Annotated in this window: 16 protein-coding genes and 1 pseudogene; 8 read left to right on the forward strand and 9 right to left on the reverse strand. The window is 74.2% G+C overall.

The annotated features are described in order from the left end of the window. Positions 1 to 7: 7 nt before the first annotated feature. From ACMATS_RS00785 to ACMATS_RS00795, 3 genes are read right to left on the reverse strand one after another with little or no spacing between them, the layout of a single operon-like run. Complete coding sequence (locus ACMATS_RS00785) at positions 8 to 931, reverse strand: alpha/beta fold hydrolase (RefSeq protein WP_414166459.1); 924 nt, start codon at positions 929 to 931, stop codon at positions 8 to 10. Next, entirely contained in the window at positions 928 to 1908 is a 981-nt protein-coding gene (locus tag ACMATS_RS00790) for an NAD-dependent epimerase/dehydratase family protein (protein ID WP_390780923.1), read from the reverse strand. The genes ACMATS_RS00785 and ACMATS_RS00790 overlap by 4 nt, the downstream gene beginning before the upstream one ends. After that, positions 1905 to 2828, reverse strand: coding sequence for an alpha/beta fold hydrolase (locus ACMATS_RS00795; RefSeq protein ID WP_391155027.1), 924 nt, complete (start codon positions 2826 to 2828; stop codon positions 1905 to 1907). The genes ACMATS_RS00790 and ACMATS_RS00795 overlap by 4 nt, the downstream gene beginning before the upstream one ends. Positions 2829 to 3039: 211 nt before the next feature. Here ACMATS_RS00795 and ACMATS_RS00800 point away from each other — a divergent pair, with 211 nt between their 5' ends. After that, a complete protein-coding gene (locus tag ACMATS_RS00800) occupies positions 3040 to 4698 on the forward strand; it encodes an AMP-binding protein (protein ID WP_414166460.1) in 1659 nt (552 codons plus the stop codon). Here the strand turns inward: ACMATS_RS00800 and ACMATS_RS00805 are convergent. Then, a complete protein-coding gene (locus ACMATS_RS00805; protein WP_414166461.1) occupies positions 4669 to 12042 on the reverse strand; it encodes an SDR family NAD(P)-dependent oxidoreductase in 7374 nt (2457 codons plus the stop codon). The genes ACMATS_RS00800 and ACMATS_RS00805 overlap by 30 nt on opposite strands. A 199-nt stretch (positions 12043 to 12241) precedes the next feature. On the opposite strand from ACMATS_RS00805, the gene ACMATS_RS00810 reads away from it, so the two are divergent. After that, on the forward strand, positions 12242 to 13270 hold the full coding sequence (locus ACMATS_RS00810) for a 3-oxoacyl-ACP synthase III family protein (RefSeq protein ID WP_390780919.1): 1029 nt from the start codon (positions 12242 to 12244) through the stop codon (positions 13268 to 13270). Positions 13271 to 13478: 208 nt separating this feature from the next. On the opposite strand, the gene ACMATS_RS00815 is transcribed toward ACMATS_RS00810, so the two are convergent. Both ACMATS_RS00815 and ACMATS_RS00820 read right to left on the reverse strand, forming a co-directional pair. Further along, a complete protein-coding gene (locus tag ACMATS_RS00815) occupies positions 13479 to 15065 on the reverse strand; it encodes an adenosine deaminase family protein (RefSeq protein WP_414166462.1) in 1587 nt (528 codons plus the stop codon). A gap of 61 nt (positions 15066 to 15126) precedes the next feature. Next, a complete protein-coding gene (locus ACMATS_RS00820; protein ID WP_414166463.1) occupies positions 15127 to 16059 on the reverse strand; it encodes a TNT domain-containing protein in 933 nt (310 codons plus the stop codon). A 255-nt stretch (positions 16060 to 16314) separates the two neighbouring features. Between ACMATS_RS00820 and ACMATS_RS00825 the strand changes: the two are divergent. Both ACMATS_RS00825 and ACMATS_RS00830 read left to right on the forward strand, forming a co-directional pair. After that, a pseudogene (locus ACMATS_RS00825) lies at positions 16315 to 16638 on the forward strand (AAA family ATPase); the annotation flags it as partial. Positions 16639 to 16791: 153 nt separating this feature from the next. Then, a complete protein-coding gene (locus ACMATS_RS00830) occupies positions 16792 to 17253 on the forward strand; it encodes a hypothetical protein (RefSeq protein WP_390781003.1) in 462 nt (153 codons plus the stop codon). Between the two features lie 263 nt (positions 17254 to 17516). On the opposite strand, the gene ACMATS_RS00835 is transcribed toward ACMATS_RS00830, so the two are convergent. Next, positions 17517 to 18884 (reverse strand): carboxylesterase/lipase family protein, encoded by a 1368-nt coding sequence (locus ACMATS_RS00835; protein ID WP_414166464.1) that lies wholly within the window; start codon positions 18882 to 18884, stop codon positions 17517 to 17519. A 323-nt stretch (positions 18885 to 19207) separates the two neighbouring features. Here ACMATS_RS00835 and ACMATS_RS00840 point away from each other — a divergent pair, with 323 nt between their 5' ends. Beyond that, complete coding sequence (locus ACMATS_RS00840; RefSeq protein ID WP_390780915.1) at positions 19208 to 19741, forward strand: hypothetical protein; 534 nt, start codon at positions 19208 to 19210, stop codon at positions 19739 to 19741. A gap of 32 nt (positions 19742 to 19773) precedes the next feature. On the opposite strand, the gene ACMATS_RS00845 is transcribed toward ACMATS_RS00840, so the two are convergent. Both ACMATS_RS00845 and ACMATS_RS00850 read right to left on the reverse strand, forming a co-directional pair. Next, positions 19774 to 20049, reverse strand: a complete 276-nt coding sequence (locus ACMATS_RS00845; protein WP_414170627.1) for a HisA/HisF-related TIM barrel protein — start codon at positions 20047 to 20049, stop codon at positions 19774 to 19776. Further along, positions 19968 to 20498: a HisA/HisF-related TIM barrel protein gene (locus ACMATS_RS00850; protein WP_414166465.1), complete on the reverse strand. Its 531-nt coding sequence runs from the start codon at positions 20496 to 20498 to the stop codon at positions 19968 to 19970. Before ACMATS_RS00850 ends, ACMATS_RS00845 begins: the two co-directional genes overlap by 82 nt. 169 nt (positions 20499 to 20667) lie before the next feature. Between ACMATS_RS00850 and ACMATS_RS00855 the strand changes: the two genes are divergently transcribed. Genes ACMATS_RS00855 through ACMATS_RS00865 form a run of 3 tightly spaced genes read left to right on the forward strand, consistent with a single transcriptional unit; the run spans position 20668 to position 22108 of the window. After that, positions 20668 to 21264, forward strand: a complete 597-nt coding sequence (locus ACMATS_RS00855; RefSeq protein ID WP_414166466.1) for a TetR/AcrR family transcriptional regulator — start codon at positions 20668 to 20670, stop codon at positions 21262 to 21264. A 14-nt stretch (positions 21265 to 21278) separates the two neighbouring features. Beyond that, positions 21279 to 21731 (forward strand): transcriptional antiterminator, encoded by a 453-nt coding sequence (locus tag ACMATS_RS00860; RefSeq protein WP_414166467.1) that lies wholly within the window; start codon positions 21279 to 21281, stop codon positions 21729 to 21731. After that, positions 21728 to 22108 carry a DUF2620 domain-containing protein gene (locus tag ACMATS_RS00865; RefSeq protein WP_390780911.1) on the forward strand — a complete coding sequence of 127 codons (381 nt, stop codon included), beginning with the start codon at positions 21728 to 21730 and terminating at the stop codon, positions 22106 to 22108. Before ACMATS_RS00860 ends, ACMATS_RS00865 begins: the two co-directional genes overlap by 4 nt. Positions 22109 to 22228 lie beyond the last annotated feature (120 nt).

Genomic DNA, 22228 nt, shown 5'->3' on the forward strand with positions numbered 1-22228 from the left:
CGCACCGTCATGTGCCCGTCCCCCGGTCCGTCACGGCGAGGAAGTCCCGGATGTCCTCGACGAGTTGCCCCGCCGTGTCCTCCAGGACGAAGTGCCCGGCGCGGGGGTAGAGGTGGAGCGATGCCCGGGGCAGGCGGCGGGTCCATTCCGCGAGGACGAGGTCGTCGTGGAGGGGGTCGCGCATGCCCCAGCCGATGAAGACGGGCAGTTGGGTGAAGGTGATGAGGGCCTGGCCGAGGCGGCGGGCGCGGGACCAGCCGGGGTCGGCCGGGCTGAGGGGGATGTCCCGGGCGAAGCGCACCGGCGCGGACCGGTCGCGGCGGTGCCGGTAGGGGGCGAGGTAGGCGTCGCGGACGGCCTGCGGCAGCGGCCGGCACGAGGCCTGGGCCACAGCGTTGGCCGCGTGCGTGATCCTGCCCAGCGCCGGTCGTCTCAGGGCCTGTACGGCGCGCGGGAGCCGGTATCCCGGGGGCGGGGGGAAGGCGGTGGTGTTGAGGACGACGAGGCGGTCGACGACGCCGGGGTGCAGGTGGGACCACCACAGGCCGACCGGTCCGCCCCAGTCGTGCACGATCAGTGTCCAGCCCCGTGCGGGTGCGCCCCGGTCGGTGGTGAGGTGGTCGACGAGGCGGCCGAGGTCCTGGGCGCGGGTGTCGGCGAGGAGTTCGCCGTCCGGGTCGCGCGGGCGGTCGGAGAGCCCCATGCCCCTGAGGTCGGGGGCGATGCAGCGGTAGCGGGTGCGCAGGCCGAGGACGAGGTGGCGCCACATGTAGCTCCAGGTGGGGCTGCCGTGCACCATGAGGACCGGGGTGCCCCGGCCTTCGTCCAGGTAGTGCTGGTGCCAGGCGCCGTGCCCGAACCAGTGCCCTTGGAAGGGGTAGTCGGGCAGGCGGCGTGCCTGGGCGGCGGTGAGGGGCGGCCGGGGGCTCATCGGGTCCGCCGCAGGCGTTCGAGCCCTTCCGGGGTGCTGACGAGGGGGGTGTAGCCGAGGTGGGTGCGGGCGGCGGTGATGTCGAACCAGTTCGCGTAGGCCGCTCCTGCCACCAGGCACCGGTCCAGCGGTGGTCTGCCGGGCAGGCGGAGCAGTCGCCAGCCGTCCTCGCAGAGTCCGCCGGTCGCGCGGGCGAGCGGGACGGGCACGGGCTGCAGGCGCGGGTTGCGGCCCAGGGCGCGGAAGAAGAGGGTCAGGGTGCGGGCGAAGGTGCACGGCCTGCCCTGGGTGATGAAGTACGGGCGGCCTGCCGCGGGGGTGCCGGGGCGGACGCGGTCGAGGGCCAGGAGGTGGGCGTGGGCGGCGTTGTCCACGTGGACGGTGTCGATGCGTTTGTGTCCGCCGCCGACGAGCGGGAAGACGCCGAGGCGGGCGGCGCGCAGCAGCCGGGGCGCGAAGTGCGGGTCGCCGGGGCCCCAGATGCAGTGGGGGCGCAGGGCGACGGTGGCGAGGCCGGGTCCGTCGGCGGCCAGGACGAGGCGTTCGGCGGCGGCCTTGGTGGCCGGGTAGGGGCCGAGGGGGCGGCGCGGGTAGGGCAGGGTTTCGTCGCCGCCGTCGATGTCGGTGTTGTCGAAGACGACGCTGGGGCTGGAGGTGTGGACGAGGGTGCCGACGCCGTGCCGTCGGCAGGCGTCCAGGACGTGCCGGGTTCCGGTGACGTTGACGTCGTGGCAGGGCCGGGGGTCCGCGGCCGCGCCGACGCGGGCGGCGGTGTGGACGACCGCGTCGCAGCCGGCGGTGGCGCGGCGGACGGCGTCGGCGTCGCGGATGTCGCCGAGGCGCTGGTCGACGCCGAGTGCGGCGAGCGGCTCGCAGAAGCGGCGCTGCAGCGACCTGACGTCGTGTCCGGCCACGGCCAGGTGCCGGCACACGGCGCCGCCGAGAAAGCCGCTGCCGCCGGTGACGAGGATCTTCACCGTTGTTCTCCCGTGGTGTCGAGGAAGTGCCGGATGGCCGGGACGAGTTCGGCGCGCGCGTCCTCCAGGACGTAGTGGCCTGCGTCGGGGTAGCGCAGCACGCGGGCGTGGGGGAAGCGCTGCTGCCAGGCGTCGGCCAGTGGCGGCCGCAGGACCGGGTCGCGCATGCCCCAGCCGACGAGCATCGGTGTGCGGCGCAGGGCGGGCAGCATGCGTTCCACGACGGCCAGCAGCGCCCAGCCGGGGTCGCGGCGGGTGAGCGGGACGTCCCGGATGAAGCGGGCCAGGGCGGCGCGGCGGCGCCGTGGGCGGTAGGGCGCGGTGAAGGCGCGGCGGACCGGCGGGGGCATCGGGGTGGTCACGCCGAGCCGGGCGGCTCCGTGGGCCCAGCCGGGTGTCCAGTGCGCGGCGGGGGTGCTGACGGCGCGCAGGTGCAGCAGGCGGAACCACCAGGGGGGCAGGCCGTGTTCGGGGAAGCGGAAGACGGCGGTGTTCAGGGCGACGACCCGGTCCACCTTGTCGGCGTTCAGGCAGGCCCAGGTCAGGGCGACGGGTCCGCCCCAGTCGTGGGCGACCACGGTCCATCCGTGCCGTGGTGCTCCGTGCGCGTCGGTCAGGTGGCGGACGAGGTCGTCGAGTGCGGCGATCTGGTGTCCGGCCAGGAGGGCGGGCAGGGGTGCGGCGAGGCGTTCGGAGAGGCCCATGCCGAGCAGGTCCGGGGCGATGCACCGGTAGGCGTCGCGCAGTCCGGTTATCAGGTGGCGCCAGGCGTAGCTCCAGGACGGGTTGCCGTGCACCATCAGCACCGGTGGGCCGGTGCCCTCGTCCACGTAGTGCTGCCGGCTGCCGTCGGTGTGTGCGAACCACTGTGAGGTGAAGGGGTAGTCGGGCCAGCGGGGGCGGTCGGCTGCTGCGCACACGGGGCGGCCTTTCGCGGTGCGGCGAACTGCGTCAACGTCACTGACTGTGTCAACTTCACCGATCTGATGTCGACTTCATGCCCGGAGCGGGATCGCCCTGCGCCGATGCGCGCCCGAATCACTCATGTAGGTGATGCCGCTTCGGCAGCGTCGTCCTCAATGCTGATAAAGGCCGTACGGGCCGGACAACCCGGCCCGTACCGCACCGGAGGTGTCCGCCGTGGCCCCGCTGGCCCGTACCGTCCTGGGTGCCCTGCAGGAGGCGCCCGAGGGCGTGTGCCTGCGTTACCCGCAGGGCCGGCGGAGGTTCGCGGCGCTCGGCAACGCCGAGGCGGCCGCGCTGAGTCTGGCGACCGCCGCGGCCCTGGCGCGGGCCGGGATCCGGCCCGGTCACCGCGTGGCCGTGCTGACCCGGGACCCGGTGGAGCTGGGGGTCTGTGTGCTGACCCTGGCCGGCATGGGCGCCGTCCCGGTCCTCGTCGACGGCTCTCTCCCGCTGCCCGTGATCGGGCGGTGCCTGGCGGCCGCCGCACCGGACGCCCTGCTGGCCGAGCCGCTCGCCCACCTCGCCGGGCGCCTGCTGGGCTGGGGCGGGGATGCCGTGCGCCACCGCGTGGTGGCGGGGCCCGGGTGGTGGCCCGGCCGGACACTGCAGCGGCTGCGGCGTGCCGTTCCTCCGTGGCGGACGTTGGCCGAACCGCCGGACGACGCCCCGGCGATGGTCGTGTTCACCTCCGGCGCGACGGGGCCGCCCAAGGGCGTCGTCCACCGGCACGGCACGCTGCAGGCGCAGGTCCGAGCTTTGCCGGAGAGCGTGGAGCTGGCGGGGCGGACCGTGGTGGCCGCGTTCGTGCCGGCCGCGGTGCTCGGGCCGCTGTTCGGTGCCACCACGGTGGTCCCGCGCGTGGACCTGACCCGCCCCACGCACCTGCGGGCCCGCGACCTGGCGCATGCCGTGAACAGTACGGAGGCCGGTGTGCTCTTGGGCTCGCCCGCGCTCCTGGACCGGCTGGCCCGCTACTGCATCCGTACACTCACTCCCCTGCCGACGCTGCGTCATGTCGCTTCATTCGGCGCGTCGTTGCCGTACGCGGTCCTGGACCGGCTGCGGGTGTGCCTGCCCGCCGGCGCGACGGTCCTGAGTGTGTACGGCGCCACCGAGGCCCTGCCGGTCAGCATGATCGACCACCGGGAGCTGCTCCCGCTGCGCGCGGCCACGGTCGGGGGGCAGGGGGTGTGCCTGGGGCGTCCCGTTGCGGGGGTCACCGTCCGCGTCCTGCCGCTGGACGCGCCGTACCCCGAGCCGGACGGCAGCGTGTACGTGCCCTGCGGCGCGGTGGGTGAACTGGCCGTCTCCGGGCCGAACGTCAGCCCCGCCTATCTGGATCCGGCGGCCACCCTGGCGGCGAAGCTGTACGAGGAGGGCGGCGCGATCGTGCACCGCATGGGCGATGTGGGGCGGGTGGACGAGCAGGGCCGCATCTGGTTCTACGGCCGTCTGGCGCACCGGCTGCGCACGGCGGAAGGCCCGCTGTTCACCGAGCAGGTGGAACCGGCCCTCGACGCGGTGCCGGGTGTGCGCCGCACGGCGCTGGTGGGCGTCGGACCGGCTGCCGCGCAGCGGCCGGTGGTGATCGTCGAGCCGGAGCGCGGGACGTCGCGCGCGGACCGCGCGGAGGTGCGCCGCGGGATCCGGGAGGTGCTGGACGGGCTGGAGCTGCCGGTGACGGGTGCGGCGCCCGTCCTGTTCCACCGGTCGCTGCCGGTGGACCACCGGCACGCGGCGAAGATCGACCGTACGCGGCTGGCGGGTTGGGCCGCTCCGAGGGCCGGCGGACCCTCACGGGGCCGGGGGCGGGGCGCCTTGTGAGGGGTGCAGGCCCAGGCGGTCGTGGATCAGGCGGGCGAAGTGGGTCAGGGTGCGCCCGCCGCCCATGAGTTCGCCGGGCGGGATGTGGATGCCGAAGTATTCGCGGGCCTGGAGGATGAACTCGGCGCCCATGAGGGAGTCGACGCCGAAGTCCTCCAGGTTGCGTTCGGGGTCCAGCTCCGACGGGTCGATGTGCAGGACTCCGGCGAGGTGGCGGGCCAGGGCCTCGGTGATGGCGCGGACCGCGTCCTCGGTGGTCATCGCGGCCAGGGAGCGCAGCAGTTCCTCGCGGGTCTCGTCCGCGTCGGCGGCGCCGGCGGGGACGAGCGCGCCGTAGCGGGGCGTGGCCAGGGAGGGCAGCAGGCGGCGCGCGCGGCCCCAGCGGTAGCGGCCGATGCCGGCGACGTCGGTGCCGGCGGCGAGGAGGTGGTCGGCGGCGCCGAACGCCTCGGTGGAGGTGACGGGTTCGAAGCCGAGGCCGCTCATGGTGGCCGCCAGGTTGCTGCGGGCGACGTATCCGGTGTCGGCGACCGGCCCCCAGGCGAGGGCGGTGGCGGGGCGTCCGGCGCGGCGGCGGGCCCGCGCGAGGGCCTCCAGGTAGGCGTTGGCGGCGACGTAGGGGGCCTGTGCGAGGTTGCCGGTGGCCGCGGTGACCGAGGAGTACAGCAGGAAGAGGTCCAGCTCCCGGTCGGTGGTGAGGCGGTCGAGGACGTCCGCCCCGGCGGCCTTGGGGGCGAACACGGCGGCGAAGCGCTCGTCGGTGAGGTCGGCCAGCGGGGCGTCGTCCAGGTGCATGGCGCAGTGCACCACGCCGCGCAGCGGATGGCCGGTGGCGTCCACGGCGGCGATCACCGCGCGCACGGCCGCCTCGTCGGTGACGTCGGCGGCGTACGCGGTGGCCGTCGCCCCTCGCGCGGCGAGGCGTTCGAGGACTGCGGCGGCCTCGGGTGCACCGGCCCCGCGGCGGCCGACCAGCGCGAGGTGGCGGGCGCCGCGGTCGGCGAGCCACTCGGCGGTGGCGGCACCGAAGCCGCCGAGTCCGCCGGTGATCAGGTAGGTGCCGTCCGGGTCCAACGCGGGGGTGGCGAGGGCGGGTTCGACGGGGACCGGTTCGTCCAGCGGGTCGAGGGCGACGACGACCTTGCCGACGTGGCGGGAGTGCTGGAGCAGCCGGAAGGCCTCGTCGACGCGGGCCGCGGGGTGGACGGTGTGCGGGAGGGGGCGGTACCGGCCGTCGGCTGCCCGCAGCGCGGTGTCGGCCACCAGGCGGGGGCCGCGTACGGGGTCGAAGACGATGCTGTCGAGGTTGAAGCCGATGAAAGTGAGGCTGCGGTGGAAGGGCCGTAGCAGGAGCGGGTTGTTGAGGAAGATGTCGCGCTTGCCGAGTTCGATGAAGCGGCCGTTGGGGCGCAGCAGGTCGAGGCTCTGCGCGATGGCCTCGCCGCTGAGGGAGTTGACGACGATGTCGACGCCCTTGCCGTCGGTGAGTTCGCGCACGCGCGGGGCGAAGTCCAGGCTGCGGGAGTCCAGGACGTGCGGGGCGCCGAGGGTGCGCAGCAGGTCGCGCTTGGTCTCGGTGCCTGCCGTGGCGATCACGCGGAGGCCCAGGTGGCGGGCGCACTGGAGGGCGGCCAGACCGACGGCCCCGGCTCCGCCGTGCACCAGCAGTGTCTCGCCGGGGAGTGGCCTGGCCTCGTCGACGAGGGTGCGGTGGACGGTGAGGAAGGCAACCGGGAAGGTGGCCGCCTCGGCGAAGCTCATGCCGTCGGGGACGGGGCCGACGGTGGCGGCCTGCGTGAGGGAGTGGGAGGCCAGGGCCGCGGCCATCAGTCCGCTGACCCTGTCGCCGACCGCGTACGCGGTGACCCCGGGGCCGACGGCGCTGACGACGCCCGCTCCGTCGGTGCCCAGCCCGCGGCTGAGCGGCGTGCCCTCGACGGCCTCGGGAGGCAGCAGTCCGTTGGCGCGCATGGGGTCGCGGTAGTTGAGCGCGACGGCCTTCACCTCCACCACGATCTCGCCGGGCCCCGGCCGGAGCGGTTCCGTCTGCCGCCACACCAGCCGCCGGGAGAAGCCCGGGTCCCGTACCTCCAGGGCGAAGGGTGTGCTCGCGGGCAGGGGGTCGGGCTGGTCGGCCGGGCGCTGGGTCTCGCGGGGGACGAACCGGCCGCCGCGGGTGAGGACGATCTCGTCCTCGTCGGTGGGCGCGAGCAGTTCGCGGGCCAGGCGGCGGGCATCGGCGGCCGGGTCGTCGCCGCGGTCCAGGGAGATCCGGCGCAGGTGCAGGTCGGGCTGTTCGTTGGCCAGGGTGCGGGCCGTTCCCCAGGCGGCCGCGTCGAGGGGGTGGGCAGGGCGTTCGGGGGCGGGGAACAGTCCGGTGGGCCGGGTGACCAGCCACACCTGCGGGCGGGTTGCCTCCGTGCGTTCGGCGCAGGCGGCGGCCAGGGCCCGCAGGAGGGCTGCGCGGTGCGCCGTCCGGGAGACGGCGTCTCCGGGACCGTCGGCAGGCGCGCTCAACAGGAGGGCGACGCCGCCGGGTTCGGCGGGCAGGGCGGTGGCCCAGGCGGAGGTGTCGTCGGGGGCGGTGATGAGGTGTGCGGCGCCCAGGAGTCCGGCGAGTTCCTGCGCGGTCGGTGTCTCGTCGGCCGTCTCCATGGCGACGGTCCAGGCGGTGCCCGGCTCCGGCGCGGGCGGGTCGGGTTCGGCGGCGGGGAGGCGGTCGGCGGCGGCCAGGAGGACGGAGCGGTCGTCGGTGCCCACCTGTACGGTGCCGGTGAAGCCGCACTGTTCCAGGAGCGGCACCCACCGGTCCCGGGGCAGCAGCACGGTGTCGGGGCGCAGGGTGCGGTCGTGGCGCTGCCAGAAGTCCTCGGTGCCGCCGAGGAGGAGGGCCTGGTGCTGCGCGTCGTGCGACTCGACGGCGAGCAGGTGGCCGCCGGGGGCGAGCAGGGTGCGCACGCGGCCGAGCGTCTCGGCCAGGTCGGTGGCGGTGTGCAGGACGTCGTCGGCGACGACCAGGTCGAATCCGCCGTCGCAGAAGCCCTGGGCCGTGGGGTCGGCGTCCGGGTCGAGGGTGCGGTGGTCGACGAAGTCGTGGGCGGCGAAGCGGTGTCCGGCGGCGGTGAGGGCGGCCTCGGACCGGTCGGTGCAGGTGTAGCGGGTGCGGTCTGCCGGCAGCAGGGGCAGCAGGGCCTCGGTGAGGGCGTGGGGTGCGGCGCCGAGTTCCAGGACGCGCAGGGGGCGGTCGTCGGGCCAGTGGCGGACGATCTCGCCGAGCAGGGCCTGGGCGACGCGGTGGGTGAAGCGGTGGGCGGGCGCGGCGGCGTGCATGTGCTCGTAGGCCGTGGCACCGGTCTCCAGGAGTTCCTGTGCGCCCGGGGCGTCGCGGAGCACGGCGGGCAGGTGTCGCAGGTGTGCGTTGAGGTGGAGGGTCTCGGCGACGAAGGCCGGGTGGTCCTCGATCAGGGCCTTGAGGAAGTGTTCGGGGCGGGGTGCGGCGCCCGTCGGCTGCCAGCGGTCGCCGTCGGCGGGCCGGGCCAGTCCGTACCGGGCGAGGAGCGGGAGCATCAGCCGCACGAGTCGCCGGTGGCGCGGCTGCAGCCCGCCGTGGCGGAGGTCGGGGAGGGCGAACGTGGCGGAGGCGTCGTCGAGCAGTCCGGCCAGGGCCGCGGCCCAGCAGTGGGCTGCGGTTTCGTCGACGGCGGCCCGGAAGCGGTCGTGGCCGGTCTCCTGCAGGGCGTCGTGCAGCCGGCCGATCCGGTCGTGGACGGCGTTCGCCAGGTCCGCCGGCAGGGGCAGCGGGGAGGGGGCGGCCGGGAGCGCGGGGTGCGGCGCGGCGCGCAGGACGGTGTGCTGGACGGTCAGCGGGGTCCGGTCGGTGTTGTACGCGCGCCGGGTGCGGAACCCCGCGATCTCCGCGGTGACGGTGCCGTCGGCGTCGGCGTAGGTGACGTCCCAGCAGAACTCGGTCTCGGTGTGGCTGCGTCGGTGCAGGTGGACGACGCCGTGCGGGGAGGGTGTGCGCCACACCTTCACCGAGTCGAAGGTCGAGGGCAGGTAGGCGCGGCCGGCCCGCATGTGCTGTTCGACGAGCGCGACGGTGGCCTGGAAGGGGCCGTCGAGCAGGACCGGGTGGACGGTGTAGGCCTCGGCCGGGTGCTCGTTGCGGTAGTCGGCCAGCAATTCGGTGTCGCCGACCCGTAGTTCGTGGAGCAGCTGGAAGGCGGGGCCGACGTTGAGGCCGACGCTGTGGCAGGTCGCGTAGAAGTCCGGGCCGCCGACGGTGCGGGGGCACCGCGCGCGGATCGCTTCGGGGTCGATGGGGGCGGGGGCGGTGCCGAGCAGGGTACGGACCTGGGCGCGGACGACGGGGTGGCAGGCGGTGCCGCGGCCCTCGCTGGTGCTGATGGTCAGCGCACCGTCCTCCGGGGTGACGGCGGTCTGCAGCCGGGCGGTGCCGGGGTCGGGCCAGGCGATGGGGAGCGGGTTGGCGATGCCCAGGTGCCGCACCTCCACGGGCCGGTCCAGCGCCCGCCGGCCGGCCGACAGCGCCATCTCGACGTACGCGGCAGCCGGCATGAGCACGGATCCGGCGATCCTGTGGTCGCCCATCCAGGGCACCAGTTGGGGCTCGATGGCGCCCTCCCACGACGGGTGCGGTGCCGGGAGGCGCTCGCCGAGCAGGGGGTGGTCGAGCAGCCCGGTGCCGCTGGTGCGCAGGACCAGGTCCTGGGGGGTGCCGAGCCAGTGGCGTTCGCGCTGCCAGGGGTAGGCGGGGAGATCGGTCACCCGGCCCGGGCGCGGGAAGTGCGTCTGCCGGTCGGTGGCCGCGCCCGCGGCGAGCAGGGCCGCGACGGCGGCGGCGGTCTGGCGGGGACCGTCGCCGTCGCGGTGCAGGGTGGGGACGTACGTGGCGTCGGGGCGCTGCAGATAGGGGCGCAGCACGGGGTGCGGGCCGATCTCGACGACGATGTCGGCGTGGCCGTCGAGGATGCGGGTGACGGCTTCGTGGAAGCGGACCGGTTCGCGGACGTTGCGCCACCAGTAGTCGGCGGTCAGGGCCTCGCCGGGCAGGGCCGTGCCGGTGACGGTGGAGAGGAAGGGGATGCGGGCGGCGGCGGGTTCCAGGCCGGCCAGTGCGGTCCGCAGCGGGCCGGAGACGGGGTCCATGGCGGGGCTGTGGAAGGCGTAGTCGAGGTCGAGTTCGCGGAAGAACACCTCCCGGGCCGTCAGTTCCGCGCCGAGGGCGGCCAGGGCTTCCGGATCACCGGCGACGGTGACGGCACGGTCGCTGTTGATTCCGGCGATCTCCAGCGCATCCGCGTACGGGACGAGTTCCTCGCGTGCCGCGTGCTCGGACAGGCCGACGGCGGCCATCCGTCCGGTGCCCGCGGTGGCGCCCTGGGTGCGGCTGCGTTCGGCGATCACGCGGGCGGCCTGCTGCAGGGTGAGGGCCCCGGCGGCGTGGGCGGCGGCCACCTCGCCGACGCTGTGCCCGGCGACGGCCGCCGGGCGCAGTCCGTGGGACGCCAGCACGGCCGCCAGACCCACCTGCACGGCGAACAGGGCGGGTTGGGCGATTTCGGTGCGCTGCCAGCGGGCTGCTTCCGGCTCGGCCAGCTGCTTCGTCACCGACCAGCCGAGGTGCGGGATGAGCGCGGCATCGGCCTGTTCGACGGCCGTGCGGAAGACCGGGTCGCGGGCCAGGAGGTCGGCGGCCATGCCGGGCCATTGGGAGGCGTTGCCGGAGAAGACGTAGGCCACCGTGTCCCGTCGGGCCTTGCGGGCCCTGGCTCCGTGGGCGGGTGTGCCCGCGAAGAGCCGGTCGAGCCGGTCGGCGGCCTCCTGGGGGCTGTCGGCCAGGACGGCGGCGCGGTGCGGGTGGGCGCTGCGGCGCAGGGTGGTGGTGTGGGCGAGGTCGTAGAAGTCCTCGGGTGCCGCCTCCCGCAGGCGTGCTGCGACGCGTGCGGCCAGTTCGCGCAGGGCCTTGGCCGAACGGGCGGAGACCACCACGGGAAGCGTTCCGGCCGGTTCGCCGTCCCGTGGTGCAGGGGCCGGTGGTGCGGTGAGGATGGCGTGGGCGTTGGCTCCGCCGAAGCCGAAGGAGTTGACGCCGACGGCAGCCCGCTCCGGGCGCGGGAGCGCGACGGGTTCGACGGTGGGTGCGAGGCCGAGGGCAGTGAAGTCGATGTCGGGGTTGAGGTTGTGGGCGTGCAGGGTGGTGGGGGCGACGCCGTGCCGGAGGACGAGCATGGCCTTGAGCAGGCTCGGTATCGCGGAGGCCGGTTCAAGGTGGCCCAGGTTGGACTTGACGGAGCCGATCGGCAGGGGGCCCACGGTGCGGCGCTGTCCGAGGGCCCGTCCGACGGCCTGGGCCTCGGCCGGGTCCCCGGCGGGGGTTCCGGTGCCGTGGGCCTCGAAGTACACCAGCTCGTCCGGGTCCACGCCGGCCCGCTCGTACACGATGCGCAGGAGTGCTTCCTGGAGCCGGGTGTTCGGCAGGGCCATGCCGCGGGTGCGGCCGTCGCAGTTGGTGCCGGTGCCGGCGATGACCGCGTGGATGCGGTCGCCGTCGGCCAGGGCGTCGGCGAGCCGTTTGAGGACGAGCACTCCCCCGCCCTCGGCGCGCACGAACCCGTCGGCCTCGGCGGAGAAGGCCGCACAGCGGCCGCTCGGCGAGAGCATGCCCGCGTGCGAGAAGCCGGTGAAGGCGTACGGGTGTCCCAGCACGTTGATGCCGCCGGCGAGGGCGGTGCGGCTGGTGCCGTCCAGCAGGGTGCGGCAGGCGCGGTCGAGGGCCACCAGGGCGGAGGAGCAGGCGGTGTCGACGGCCATGCTCGGGCCGTGCAGGTCGAAGCAGTACGACACGCGGTTCGCGGCGATGGACAGCGTGGACCCGCTCATCGTGTAGGGGTTGGCGTACTGCTCGATGGTCCCCTGGACCGTTCCGTAGAAGGGGTCGGAGATCCCGACGTAGACGCAGGTGTCCGAGCCGGCGAGCGACTCGGCGGGGATTCCGGCGTCGTCCAGGGCTTCCGCGGCCGTCTCCAGCACCAGCCGCTGCTGCGGGTCCATGGCCTCGGCCTCTTTCGGGGCGATGCCGAAGTAGGCGGCGTCGAAGCCGGCCACGTCGTCGAGGAAGCCCCCGGCCGCCGTGTAGCTCCGGCAGGCGCGCAGGCCGCCGGGGTCGACGAAGCGGTGCTTGTCGAACCGGTCCGGCGGGATCTCGCCGACCGCGTCCCGGCCTTCGGAGAGGGCTTCCCACAGAGCGTGCAGGTCCGAGATCCCGCCGGGAAGCCGGCAGCCGACGCCGACGACGGCCACCGCGCGGTCGTTGCACTCCATCGTCGGCCCCCGTCCGGTTCCCCAACGCGGCCTGTCCTGGCGCAGGTTGTCATCTCTACCCCGGTGCGGGGCCGGTCAGCGTGGACGGAACGGGCCGATTGTGGGGTGATCTCCCCTGAAAATGTGGAAAACATGGACACTTGGTGATTGTGTTCCGGTGGCGGGAGTCCCGTCCGTGCCGCCGCCGTACGGTGATGGGGTGCCGCCTCCCTGCCGTGCCCGGCTGCTGTCGAACGCCGTGCACCTGCCGCCGCAGTACCGGACCATGGAACAGATCCGATCGGGCATGATCGCGGCGGGAAGTCCCTTCGTCCCGCCGCCCGGCACCCTGGAGAACCTCACCGGCGTCCGGGGCGTGCACGTCAGATCCGACGACGTGCAGGCGTCCGACCTCGCGGTGGCGGCCGCCGTCGAGGCGCTGGACGCGGCGGGGTCGGGCGTCGACGAGGTGGATCTGCTGTTGTTCGCCTCCACGTCACAGGACCTCGTCGAACCCGCCACCGGCCATATCGTGGCGGCCAAACTCGGCGCCTTCTGCCCGGTGTTCGACGTGAAGAACGCCTGCAACAGCGTGCTCAACGCCGTGGAGACGGCCGCAGCCTTCATCGAGACCGGCCGGTACCGCACCGTGCTGATCGCCTGCGGGGAGACGACGACGCTCACCACCCGCTGGCACGCGCCCGACCAGGAGACGTTCATGCGTCACCTGCCGGGCTACACCGTCTCCGACGCGGGCGCCGCCCTGCTCCTGACCGCCGGGCCGGCAGGTCCGGACGATCCCGGAGTGCTGCACGCGGTGTTCGCCGCCGACTCCTCGGCCTGGGAGGCGTGCACAGTGAGGTCCGGCGGCTCGATGCACCCGCGCTCCCTGGACGACGACCACTACTGTCTGCGGCTCAACGAGAACCAGTTGTCCCAGACGGGCCGCGGCATGGCGCAGTTGGTGCTGGCGCACGCGTCGCAGGAGATGGTCATGGTGCGCGAGAGCGCATTCGTCGCCGTCCACCAGATCTCCATGCCGCAGTTCCACGAGGCCTGTGCCCTGCTCGGGCTGCCGGAGAGCCGGTTCCTGGCCACGGTGGACCGGTACGGCAACGCCGCGTCCGCGTCCCTCCCGCTGCAACTGGCCCTGGCGCAGCGGTCCGACCGTGTCATGCCCGGCGACGTGGTCGCCCTCATCGGTCTGGCCAGCGGGTTCAGCATGGGGCTGGTACTGATCCGGCTGTGACCGCACGGCACCACGGCGCCCCGTAAGGGGCGCGGGGAACTGCGCGACCAGCCCCCACCGGCCTGCAGCCGACGCACTACCCCTGGGGTCCGGGGCGAAGCCCCTGGGGGCACCTCCCAGCGGTAGCTGGGGGAACCTCGACTGCGGGCGCGTCGTGGCCGGTCGCGCCCACGCGGCGGAGCCGCATATGTCAACAGCCCCGCGCCCCTTACGGGGCGGCGCCCTCGAAGGCCGCGAAGGCCTTCTCCTGCCGCCATTCCACCTGCGCCTTGGGGCTCGCGGCCAGCAACCGCGCACACTCGGCAGAGGGATGCCGGTCCCCCGGGCGGTCGTCGGCGCACTCCGGAACGAGCGTGAAGCCGTCGCGGCTCGTCCACAGGCTCCGGCCGGGCAGGAATGCGTACTCCAGGGAGGTGCGGGCCAGGTCCTTGAGGGTGCGGTAGTCCAGGCCGTAGGTCGTCGTCGCCCTCTGGTACTCGGTGGTGATGTCGCTGCGCGAGACGCCCTCGTCGTCGGTGGCGAGGGCGACGGGCACGTGGTGGGCGCGGTAGAAGGCGAAGGGGTGCCTGCTGCCGGAGACGTCGAGGATCTGGTCGTTGCTGGTCAGCGGCACCTCCACCAGCACATGCCGGTCGGCCAGCGTCCGTTGCAGGTCCTCCGGGTTGTCCTCCCAGCGTGCGTCGACGCCGTGGCCGATGCGCTCGGCGTGGCCGGTGAGCACCGCCTGGCGGATGTGGAAGCGCAGGTCCTCGGGCCGTACGAGGCCCGGCGCGAGTTCACCGGCGTGCAGGGTGATGTGCGTTGCGGGGTACCGCGCGTGCAGGTATTCCAGCATGCGCATGTGCAGGTCGTAGTCCCGCAGTGCGACGGTCCCGTCCTCGGGTGCCACGAGGTTGACGGACACGAAACGCTCGTCCTGCCGGGTCAGTTCGAAGCCGAGCAGCAGCTCGGCGAAGACCTGGGCGGGAGGGGCCGAGCGCTCGACCTGGGTGATGAAACGGACCGGCAGCGCGCAACCGGCGTGCGGTGCGGAGGTGTTGCAGCGCGACGCGGTCCGGAAGTCGGCCATGGCCCGGTCCGTCTGCTTCCTGGTGTGCTCCACCAGCCGGCGCAGGCCGTCGCCGGCCGACAGCGTCTTCAGCAGCCGGGCCGGGGAGTCGTCGGGGCCGGCCGTGCGGACCAGCGCGGCCAGTTCGTCCTCGTCGGGAGAGACCATGGTCTCCAGGTAGAACTGGTGCTGCTCGGCGGCCTTGTCCGCCACCTCGCTCAGCATGCGGCCCGTGTGGCCGGCCGTCGCCTCCTCGAACTTCCCGAACGTGGCGAAGAAGTGGTCATGGCCGGTTTCCCGGCCGGGCACGAAGTCCTGCATGGACCAGGCCCGGACGATACGGCGGCGGAACTCCTGGTCGTGCTCGGCGTCGGAGGCCGGACGGCTGCCGGGGGCGCACGGGGGCCGGACGGCGCGCAGCGAGCCCTCCTCGATGCAGAGGCCGTCGTGCGCAGCGAAGCCCATCAGCAGCTCGGTGGACGCGGCGCCGCTGAGGTGGTTGTGCAGGTCCGCGCCCTTCGGCATCTCCTGCAGGAAGGCCCGCAGCGCGCTCTCGTCGCCACGGATGCGGTCGAGACGGGCGGCCGTGGCCGCGGTCGGATCCGTCGCGGCCACGGCCGGTTGCGGTGTCCCGCCGGCCAGCAGGGCACTGGTGCACATCACGGCTGCCATCGCCGCACGCAGCCATCGCCGGCGGCTGCCGTCAGGCGAACGGCCTTTTCTGTCCTGGTGGTTGGCGAGGGTCACCCGTACTCCTGACTCCTGATGGCAGTGGCTGAGTGGTGATGATGGTGCAATCGCGGGCGCGTCAGCCGAGGTGGCCGGCGAGTTCGTCGTACAGGCGGGCGCAGGCCGACGCCTCGTCGGCGTAGCGCGCGACGACCTGCTCCTTGCCGCGCTCCGTCAGGGCGACGACCCACCGGCCTGCGGTCTGCCGCAGCGCGTAGTGCTCCGTGGCGGGCAGCCGGGGCTCGTGGACTCCGTCGATGCGGTAGGACGCGTCGGGCACCCCGGCCCGCCTCAGCTCGGCGCGCAAGGTCGAGCGGTCGGTCGCGTGCAGCGCGGGGCGGGCCACGTGCCGGGGCGCCTTGCCCCTGCGGCCAGGGGTGGCCTCGGCCAGGACCTTGGCTGCGATCAGATCACGGACCGGCTTGTCGAGCTTGATCTGGGTCCCGCCGCCGGGCTGCCCGAACCACGCGGCGATCGAGCCCTGCAGCCCGGTGAAGGATTTACCCGGGAGCAGCTTGTAGACGTGGTAGTTGCAGGTGGCACCGTACGTTCCGTCGTCGTTCCGGTAGGTGTGCAGATTCGACGGCGGTATGGACCGCTGCGCATAGGACGCGGGCGCGGACTTCGCGTCCGGTGAGACGAACGTGCCCGTGGCCGCGCCGAAACGGTCGACGTACACCTCGTGATGGGAGTCGTAGGTCACGGTGACGCGGTTCGGGGTGCCGGCGAAACCGTCGTTGCCGGGATAGCGCCAGTCCCAGTCGTCGTTTTTCCATGCGTCGAGGAAGTCTTTGGCGCTGTCGGCTCCCCCGAGTTTGTCGTAGTCCGTGACGAGCGGGCCCACCGGGGCCGTGACCGGCAGCTTGTCCGGCCCGAGGGACCAGTCGCCGTGGTCGGCCACCGCGCATTCCGGGGCCGGGGCCGCGGACGCGGCCTGCGCCGGGCCCGCCAGGGCCATGCCCCCGAACAGTGCCGCGCATGTGGCGGTCGATATCCAGACGCTGCCCTTCACTCCGGCCTCCCGGTTCCGCATTCGGGCCCACGGACCGCAGGCCTCCCACAAGTTGCAACGGCCACGGAACTTAGCAGCGCGGCGGATCATGAAGGGAGGAATTCCGCCATCGTCGGCTCGTGCATTCGGTGGACGAGGTGGCTCGATCTCTCCGCGCGATCTCTCCGCATACGATGGGCGGCGACGCCGAAGGGAGCCGCTGCCGTGCCCGAGCCGAACGATGCAGGCGCTCCCCGGACGGAGCTCGTGGTGCTGGTGGGCCTGCAGGCCTCGGGCAAGTCCACCTTCTACGGCCGGACCTTCGCCGGCACGCACGCCCTCGTCAGCAAGGACCTCTTCCGCCGGGCCAGGCACCGGCAGCACCGTCAGATGCGGCTGGTCGAGGAGGCGTTGGCGCAGGGCGTGCCGGTGGTGGTCGACAACACCAACCCCTCGCCCGCCGAGTGGGATCCGCTGATTGCGGCCGCGCGCTCGCACGGTGTCCCGGTCGTCGCCTACTGGTTCCCGCCGGATGTGATCGGCTCGCTGCTGCGCAACGCCGTGCGCGAGGGCCCGGCCAAGGTGCCCGAAGTCGGCGTGTACGCCACCCTCAAGAAGCTGCGCCGGCCGCGGCCGGCGGACGGCTTCGACGCGGTGCACGAAGTGCGGCTGGACGGGCACGGCGGATTCCTGGTGCGCCCGGCCGGGGAGGAGGAAGAGGGCGCTGCGGGCCCGCAGCTCCGGGCCGTCGCGGTGTTCGACCTGGACGGCACGCTGGCCGATGTCCGGCACCGCCTGCACCTGGTGCGGGCCCGTCCCCGCGACTGGGAGGCCTTCTTCGCCGCCGCCCCAGCCGATCCGCCGCTGGCCGAGGGGGTCGAGCTCGCGCTGGCCTGCGCCCGGCAGTGCGACCTCGCGTACGTCACCGGCCGCCCCGAGAGCTGCCGTCGTGACACGGAGGACTGGCTCGCCCGGCAGGGCCTGCCCGCGGGCCCGCTCCTGATGCGCCGGGACGGCGACCGCAGGCCGGCCCGCACGGTCAAGCCCGAACTGCTGCGCTCCTTGGCGCAGGAGCGGTGCGTCACCGCCGTGGTCGACGACGACGCACAGGTCTGCATCGCCTACGAGGCCACGGGATTCCGGGTGCTGCACGCGCCGTGGATGGAGCCGCAGCCGATCCTGGACGTGGTCCAGGAGCGCGAGGGCCGCACGTAGGGCGTTGCCGGCGCCCCGTCAGGGCGCGGGGCTGTTGACATATGCGGCTCCGCCGCGTGGGCGCGACCAGCTACGACGCGTCCGCACGGGGCGCCCCGTAAGGGGCGCGGGGAACTGCGCGACCAGCCACGACGCGCCCGCAGTCGAAGCTCCCGGGGCTTCGCCCCGGACCCCCGGTGGTGCGTCGACTGCGGGCCGGTGGGGGCTGGTCGCGCAGTTCCCCGCGCCCCTTACGGGGCGCAGATCCGCCGGACACGCGCGCGCTAGGGCCGCGCGGCCCCGAACTCCCGAGCGTCCGCCGCCGTGCGGTACGGCTGCCAGGGAGCCAGGCCCGGCCCGTTGGGCGAGCCGGTGGCGGTGAAGGCCGCGAGCGCGCCGCCGAAGGCGTCGGCCAGGGCGCGGTCGTCGGAGCTCACAGCGCCGAGCATCGGCGCGTCGGGGTAGGCGTCGAACGTGCCGTGGAGGAAGGGGAGTTCGGAGCAGTGCGTGGCTCCGAGCCCGAGCGGATCCGGGGCCGGCTTCCGGGTGAAGCGGTAGACGTAGGCCGGAAGGCCCTGGCGGGCGCGGCCGGTGGCGATCGCGGTGACGCCGCGCTGGAAGACGCGGTCGCCGGCCCGGTCGGCGAGCCGCGCGGCCGGTGCGGCGGGGGCGAGCGCGTGGAAGGCGGTCATCTCGTCGCTGACCGTGCCGAGCAGCAGGTCCTTGTCGTCGAGCGCGCCTGCGGCGACGGCCTGGCGCCAGGGGTGGGGGTGGCCGGGGCCGCCGAGCACCGGATACATCGCGGGGGCGACGCTGCCGGGGCGCGCCCGTTCGGCGGCCAGCCGGCGATGGGCGGCGAGCAGGCGCTCGACGGGCAGCTCCCGCAGGACAGGGCCCGGATCCGTTCCGGTGATGCCCAGAATGTGCAGGTAGTCGCGGGCCGTTGCGGCGGCCTCGGCCGGGTCCTGCGGCGGGAGGCCCCACGGGCCGCTCTGCGCGATCACCCGCTGTACCAGGTCGCGGGTCCGCGGGGCGATCGCGAGGGAGAAGGCCGCGTGGGCACCGGCGGACTGGCCGCCGGCCGTGACCGTATCGGGGTCGCCGCCGAAGCCCGCGATGTTCTCCCGGACCCAGCCGAGCACCGCGGCCTGGTCCTGGGAACCGAGATTGCCCGCGCCGATCTCGGGCAGATACAGGTAACCGAGGGGCCCCAGGCGGTAGTTGGCGGTGACCACGACGACGGGGCCGAGCGCGGCGAGCCGGGCGCCGTCGTACCAGTCCCAGCCGCCGGATCCGCTGCTGAAGCCGCCGCCGTGGAACCACACCAGCACCGGCAGCCCGGCTCCCCCGTCGAGGGCTGCGGCCGGGGTCCAGACGTTGAGAGTCAGGCAGCCGTCCTCGTCCCAGTCCGGCACCCGGGGTCCCATGACCGCCTCCAGGCGGGACGGTCCCTGCGGTGCCGACGGCCTGGCGTGGGCCGCGTCGCGGATGCCGCTCCAGCCCGGGTGCCGCGCCGGGGGCGCGAAGCGCAGCGCGCCGACCGGGGAGGCCGCGTACGGGATGCCCCGGAACGCCGCCACCCCGCCTTCCGCCGTTCCCCGCACCCGGCCCTGCCCGGTGACCACCACAAGGTCCTGCTCGTCCGACGCCACTTCCGGTCTCCCTCTCCTCGCCGACTTCTTCGCGCAGGACCTGTCTACGCCCGGCACACCGCATGCGGCCAACGGCGGCGGGAAGCGGACAGGAAGTGTGTCACGGGCCATGCCGCATTGCGGCAGTCGTACGCTGCGGGCCGTCGTGGCTGGTCGCGCAGTTCCCCGCGCCCCTCACGGGGCCGCAGCCGGTACACCGCGCTCGCCGTGCGGCGGATGTCCGGTTCCCGACTGTGAAGGAGACGTGAAGGGCGTACACAATGCTCGCCCCGACCCCTGAGAACAGCGCCGGACATCCGCTCATCGACCCGTGAGGATCCGTCATGCGCCCTGCGACCCTGGCTTCCCTGGCCGGTGCGGCCGCCCTCGCCGCGACCACCCTCCTGTCCGCCTCTGCACACGCCGCGCCTCCCGCCACGCACCCAGGGCTGACCTGGGCCAGGCTGGCCGACGGGCCCGACGGCACCGTGCAGGTCGGCGGTCCCGGCGGCAGCCCGAGCAACCCCTACCAGGGCGACACCCCGGCGAGCGCCGTGCTGCCCGTCCTCTGCCTGAAGGCCGACGGCAGCCCCGTGCCCGACGGGATCACCCCCGGCTTCTACGCGGGCTGGGCGCAGGGGACGGTGGCCGCCAGCAGACCCGTGCGCGGCTCGCGCCTCAACAGCCGGAACGCCGCGGACACCGTCTGCCAGGCCGAGTTCGGCGCCGGATGGCGGATGGCCGAGTTCCACGACGGCCACTACGGCCCGGACCTCGCCGCAACCGGCGGCTGGACGTTCTGGGCGTACGGCACACTGCCGGCCGGCACCCGCATGTGGACCGCCATCGACGACCAGCGCGCCAACCCCTGGAACTGACCCGGCCGATCGCGGACCCCGGGCCCCGGACCTCAGAGAGCGAGGGCCTCGGAGAGGGACAGCGCGCCGGTGTACAGGGCGCGGCCGACGACCGCGCCCGTCACCCCCCGCGGTCCGAGTGCGGCGACGGCCCGCAGGTCGTCGAGCCCGCGGATGCCGCCGGCGGCGAGGACCGGCATGGCCGTACGGGCGCAGACGTCCCGGAACAGGGAGAGGTTGGGGCCTGTCAACATGCCTTCCCTGCCGATGTCCGTGACCAGGCACCGCGCACAGCCCGCGCCGGCCAGCCGGTCGAGGATCGGCCACAGGTCGCCGACGTCGCCGGCTCCTCCGTCGGCGGCGACGCGGGGCCCTGCGGCGTCGTACGGACCAGGGCGCTGACCCCGAGGCGGTCGCCGTGCTCGGCGACCACCCTGGCGCACCAGTCCGGGTCGGACAGGGCCGCGCTGCCCAGGTTCAGCCGCGCGCAGCCGGTGCGCAGTGCACGGCGCAGGGTGTCGTCGTCGGTCACGGAGCAGAACAGCGCCTGGACGCCGATGCGGAGGCTGCCGACGATGCGTACGACCGTGGCGAGGTCCGTGTCGTGGAGCCGTTCCGACACGGCGACGAGGTGGACCCAGGACGCGCCCTGGGCCTGGAACTTCAGGGCCACGGCGAGCGGGTCCGTCTCCCCGGTCTCCGGCACCACCTGGTCCTCGACCAGGTGGACGACCTTCCCCCGGTCGATGTGGATCGACGGGAACACCGTCAATGACAAGACCGCCTCCTCACCGGAGCCCCCTGCTCGGGTGAACATCATGGCCGCGGGGGCCGTATCTGTACACCACGGCGACGGCCGCCCGTTTCCGCCGCGGCCGTCCGGACCGGAATCCCGGGTACGGTACGGGCGTACAGCCCCGCTTCCCCGGACCACAGGAGCTCCCAGCATGGCCGCCGACCAGCCCGCCCGGCGCCGCCGCGACCCCGCCCGGCGGATCGAGGAGATCGCCGCGGCCACGGAGCGGGTCATCGCCGCCCGCGGCATCGAAGGCCTGACCCACCGCGCGGTGGCCGAGGTGGCCGACGTCCCGCTCGGGGCGACCACGTATCACTTCGCCACCAAGGACGACCTCATCCAGGCCGCGCTGCAACGCGCGTACGACCGCTACGCCGCCGCTCTCGAGGAGTGGACCGCCCAGCGCCCCCATCTGACCGCCACCCAGCTGACCGTCCTGCTCACCGACGCCCTCATGGGCTGCTTCGGCTCCCAACGCGACCAGCAGGTCGTCCAGTTCGAGCTCTACCTGGCCGCCCTGCGCCGCCCCGCCCTGCGGCCCATCGCCGACCGGTACACCGAGACCATGACCAACCTCCTGCTCGCCTACGTCGACCCCGTCACCGCGCACGCCGCCACGGCCGCCGTGAACGGCCTCACCCTGCGCGGGCTGGCCGGCACCCGGCTCCCCACGCGCGCCGAGGTCGAGGAGGTCCTCGGGCGCATCCTCACCCCCAACCCCGCGCTCGTCGGGGCCATCACGGGATGACCGGAGGCCGATGCATGGACGAGCGGCTTGCACAGCGGGTCCGCATGTTCCGTGAGGGCGGTCATGTCCCGCTCGCCGTCGTGGAGTTCGTCGTGAACGAACTTCACGCGCTGGCGGCCGCGGGGCGGTGCGTCACGGAGGACACGGCGGGGATGCTGACGAGCCATCTGATGATGGCGCTGACCCGCCTGGCCGGCGGGCAGCCGGCCGGGCAGTCTGTGCCGGACACGCAGGTGGACGCGCAGGTGACAGCCGAGCTGAGGGCCCACCCCGAGGCCGTCGCCGGTGCCCGGGCCGTGGCGGCCCGGGCACGTACGGAGCTGGGGATGGCGCTGCCCGAACCGGAGATCGGCTTTCTCGGGCTGCATCTGGCCGTGCTCGCACAACACTCCCTCGCACAGCACTCCTACGACGGTGACGGCGATATCGAGATATCAATGTCGACGGAAGGCGGCGACAGCCCATGACGAGGATCCTCACCGGCGGCCTCGGCAGGACCGACGTCGCGCACCTCGTGCAGCAGCTCGCTCCGGACGGCATCGACGTCGCCGAGTCCAGCGACATGGACGCGGCCTCGGAACTCCGCTCCGGGCGGGCCGACTACTACCTCGGCACCTGCCACACCGGGGCCGGAGCCTCGCTGGGGGTGCTGGTGGGGGTGCTGGGCAGCGGCGCCTGCCACACCTTCGGCCGTGCCGTTCCGCGGGACGACCAGGTCGCGGCATTGCTCGCTGCAGGCGTCAGGGTCTTCGGCTTCGCCGTCGACCGCATCGACGCCGTGGCTCCGGTCATCGTCCGCGCCGTCGCGGATGCGCACGGGACGCCCGGTTTGCGCGTGACGTAGCGGCAGTTGCAGTCCCCCTGGTGCGTCGGGCGCCGCCCGTGCATCATGACCTGGCTTCCTCAGGACCCGCGCACCGGGAGGAGTCGGGGTGCAACCGGACGGCATCGCTGCGGCCACCGT

The organism is Streptoverticillium reticulum (genome assembly GCF_047456005.1).
Taxonomy (GTDB): domain Bacteria; phylum Actinomycetota; class Actinomycetes; order Streptomycetales; family Streptomycetaceae; genus Streptomyces; species Streptomyces reticulum.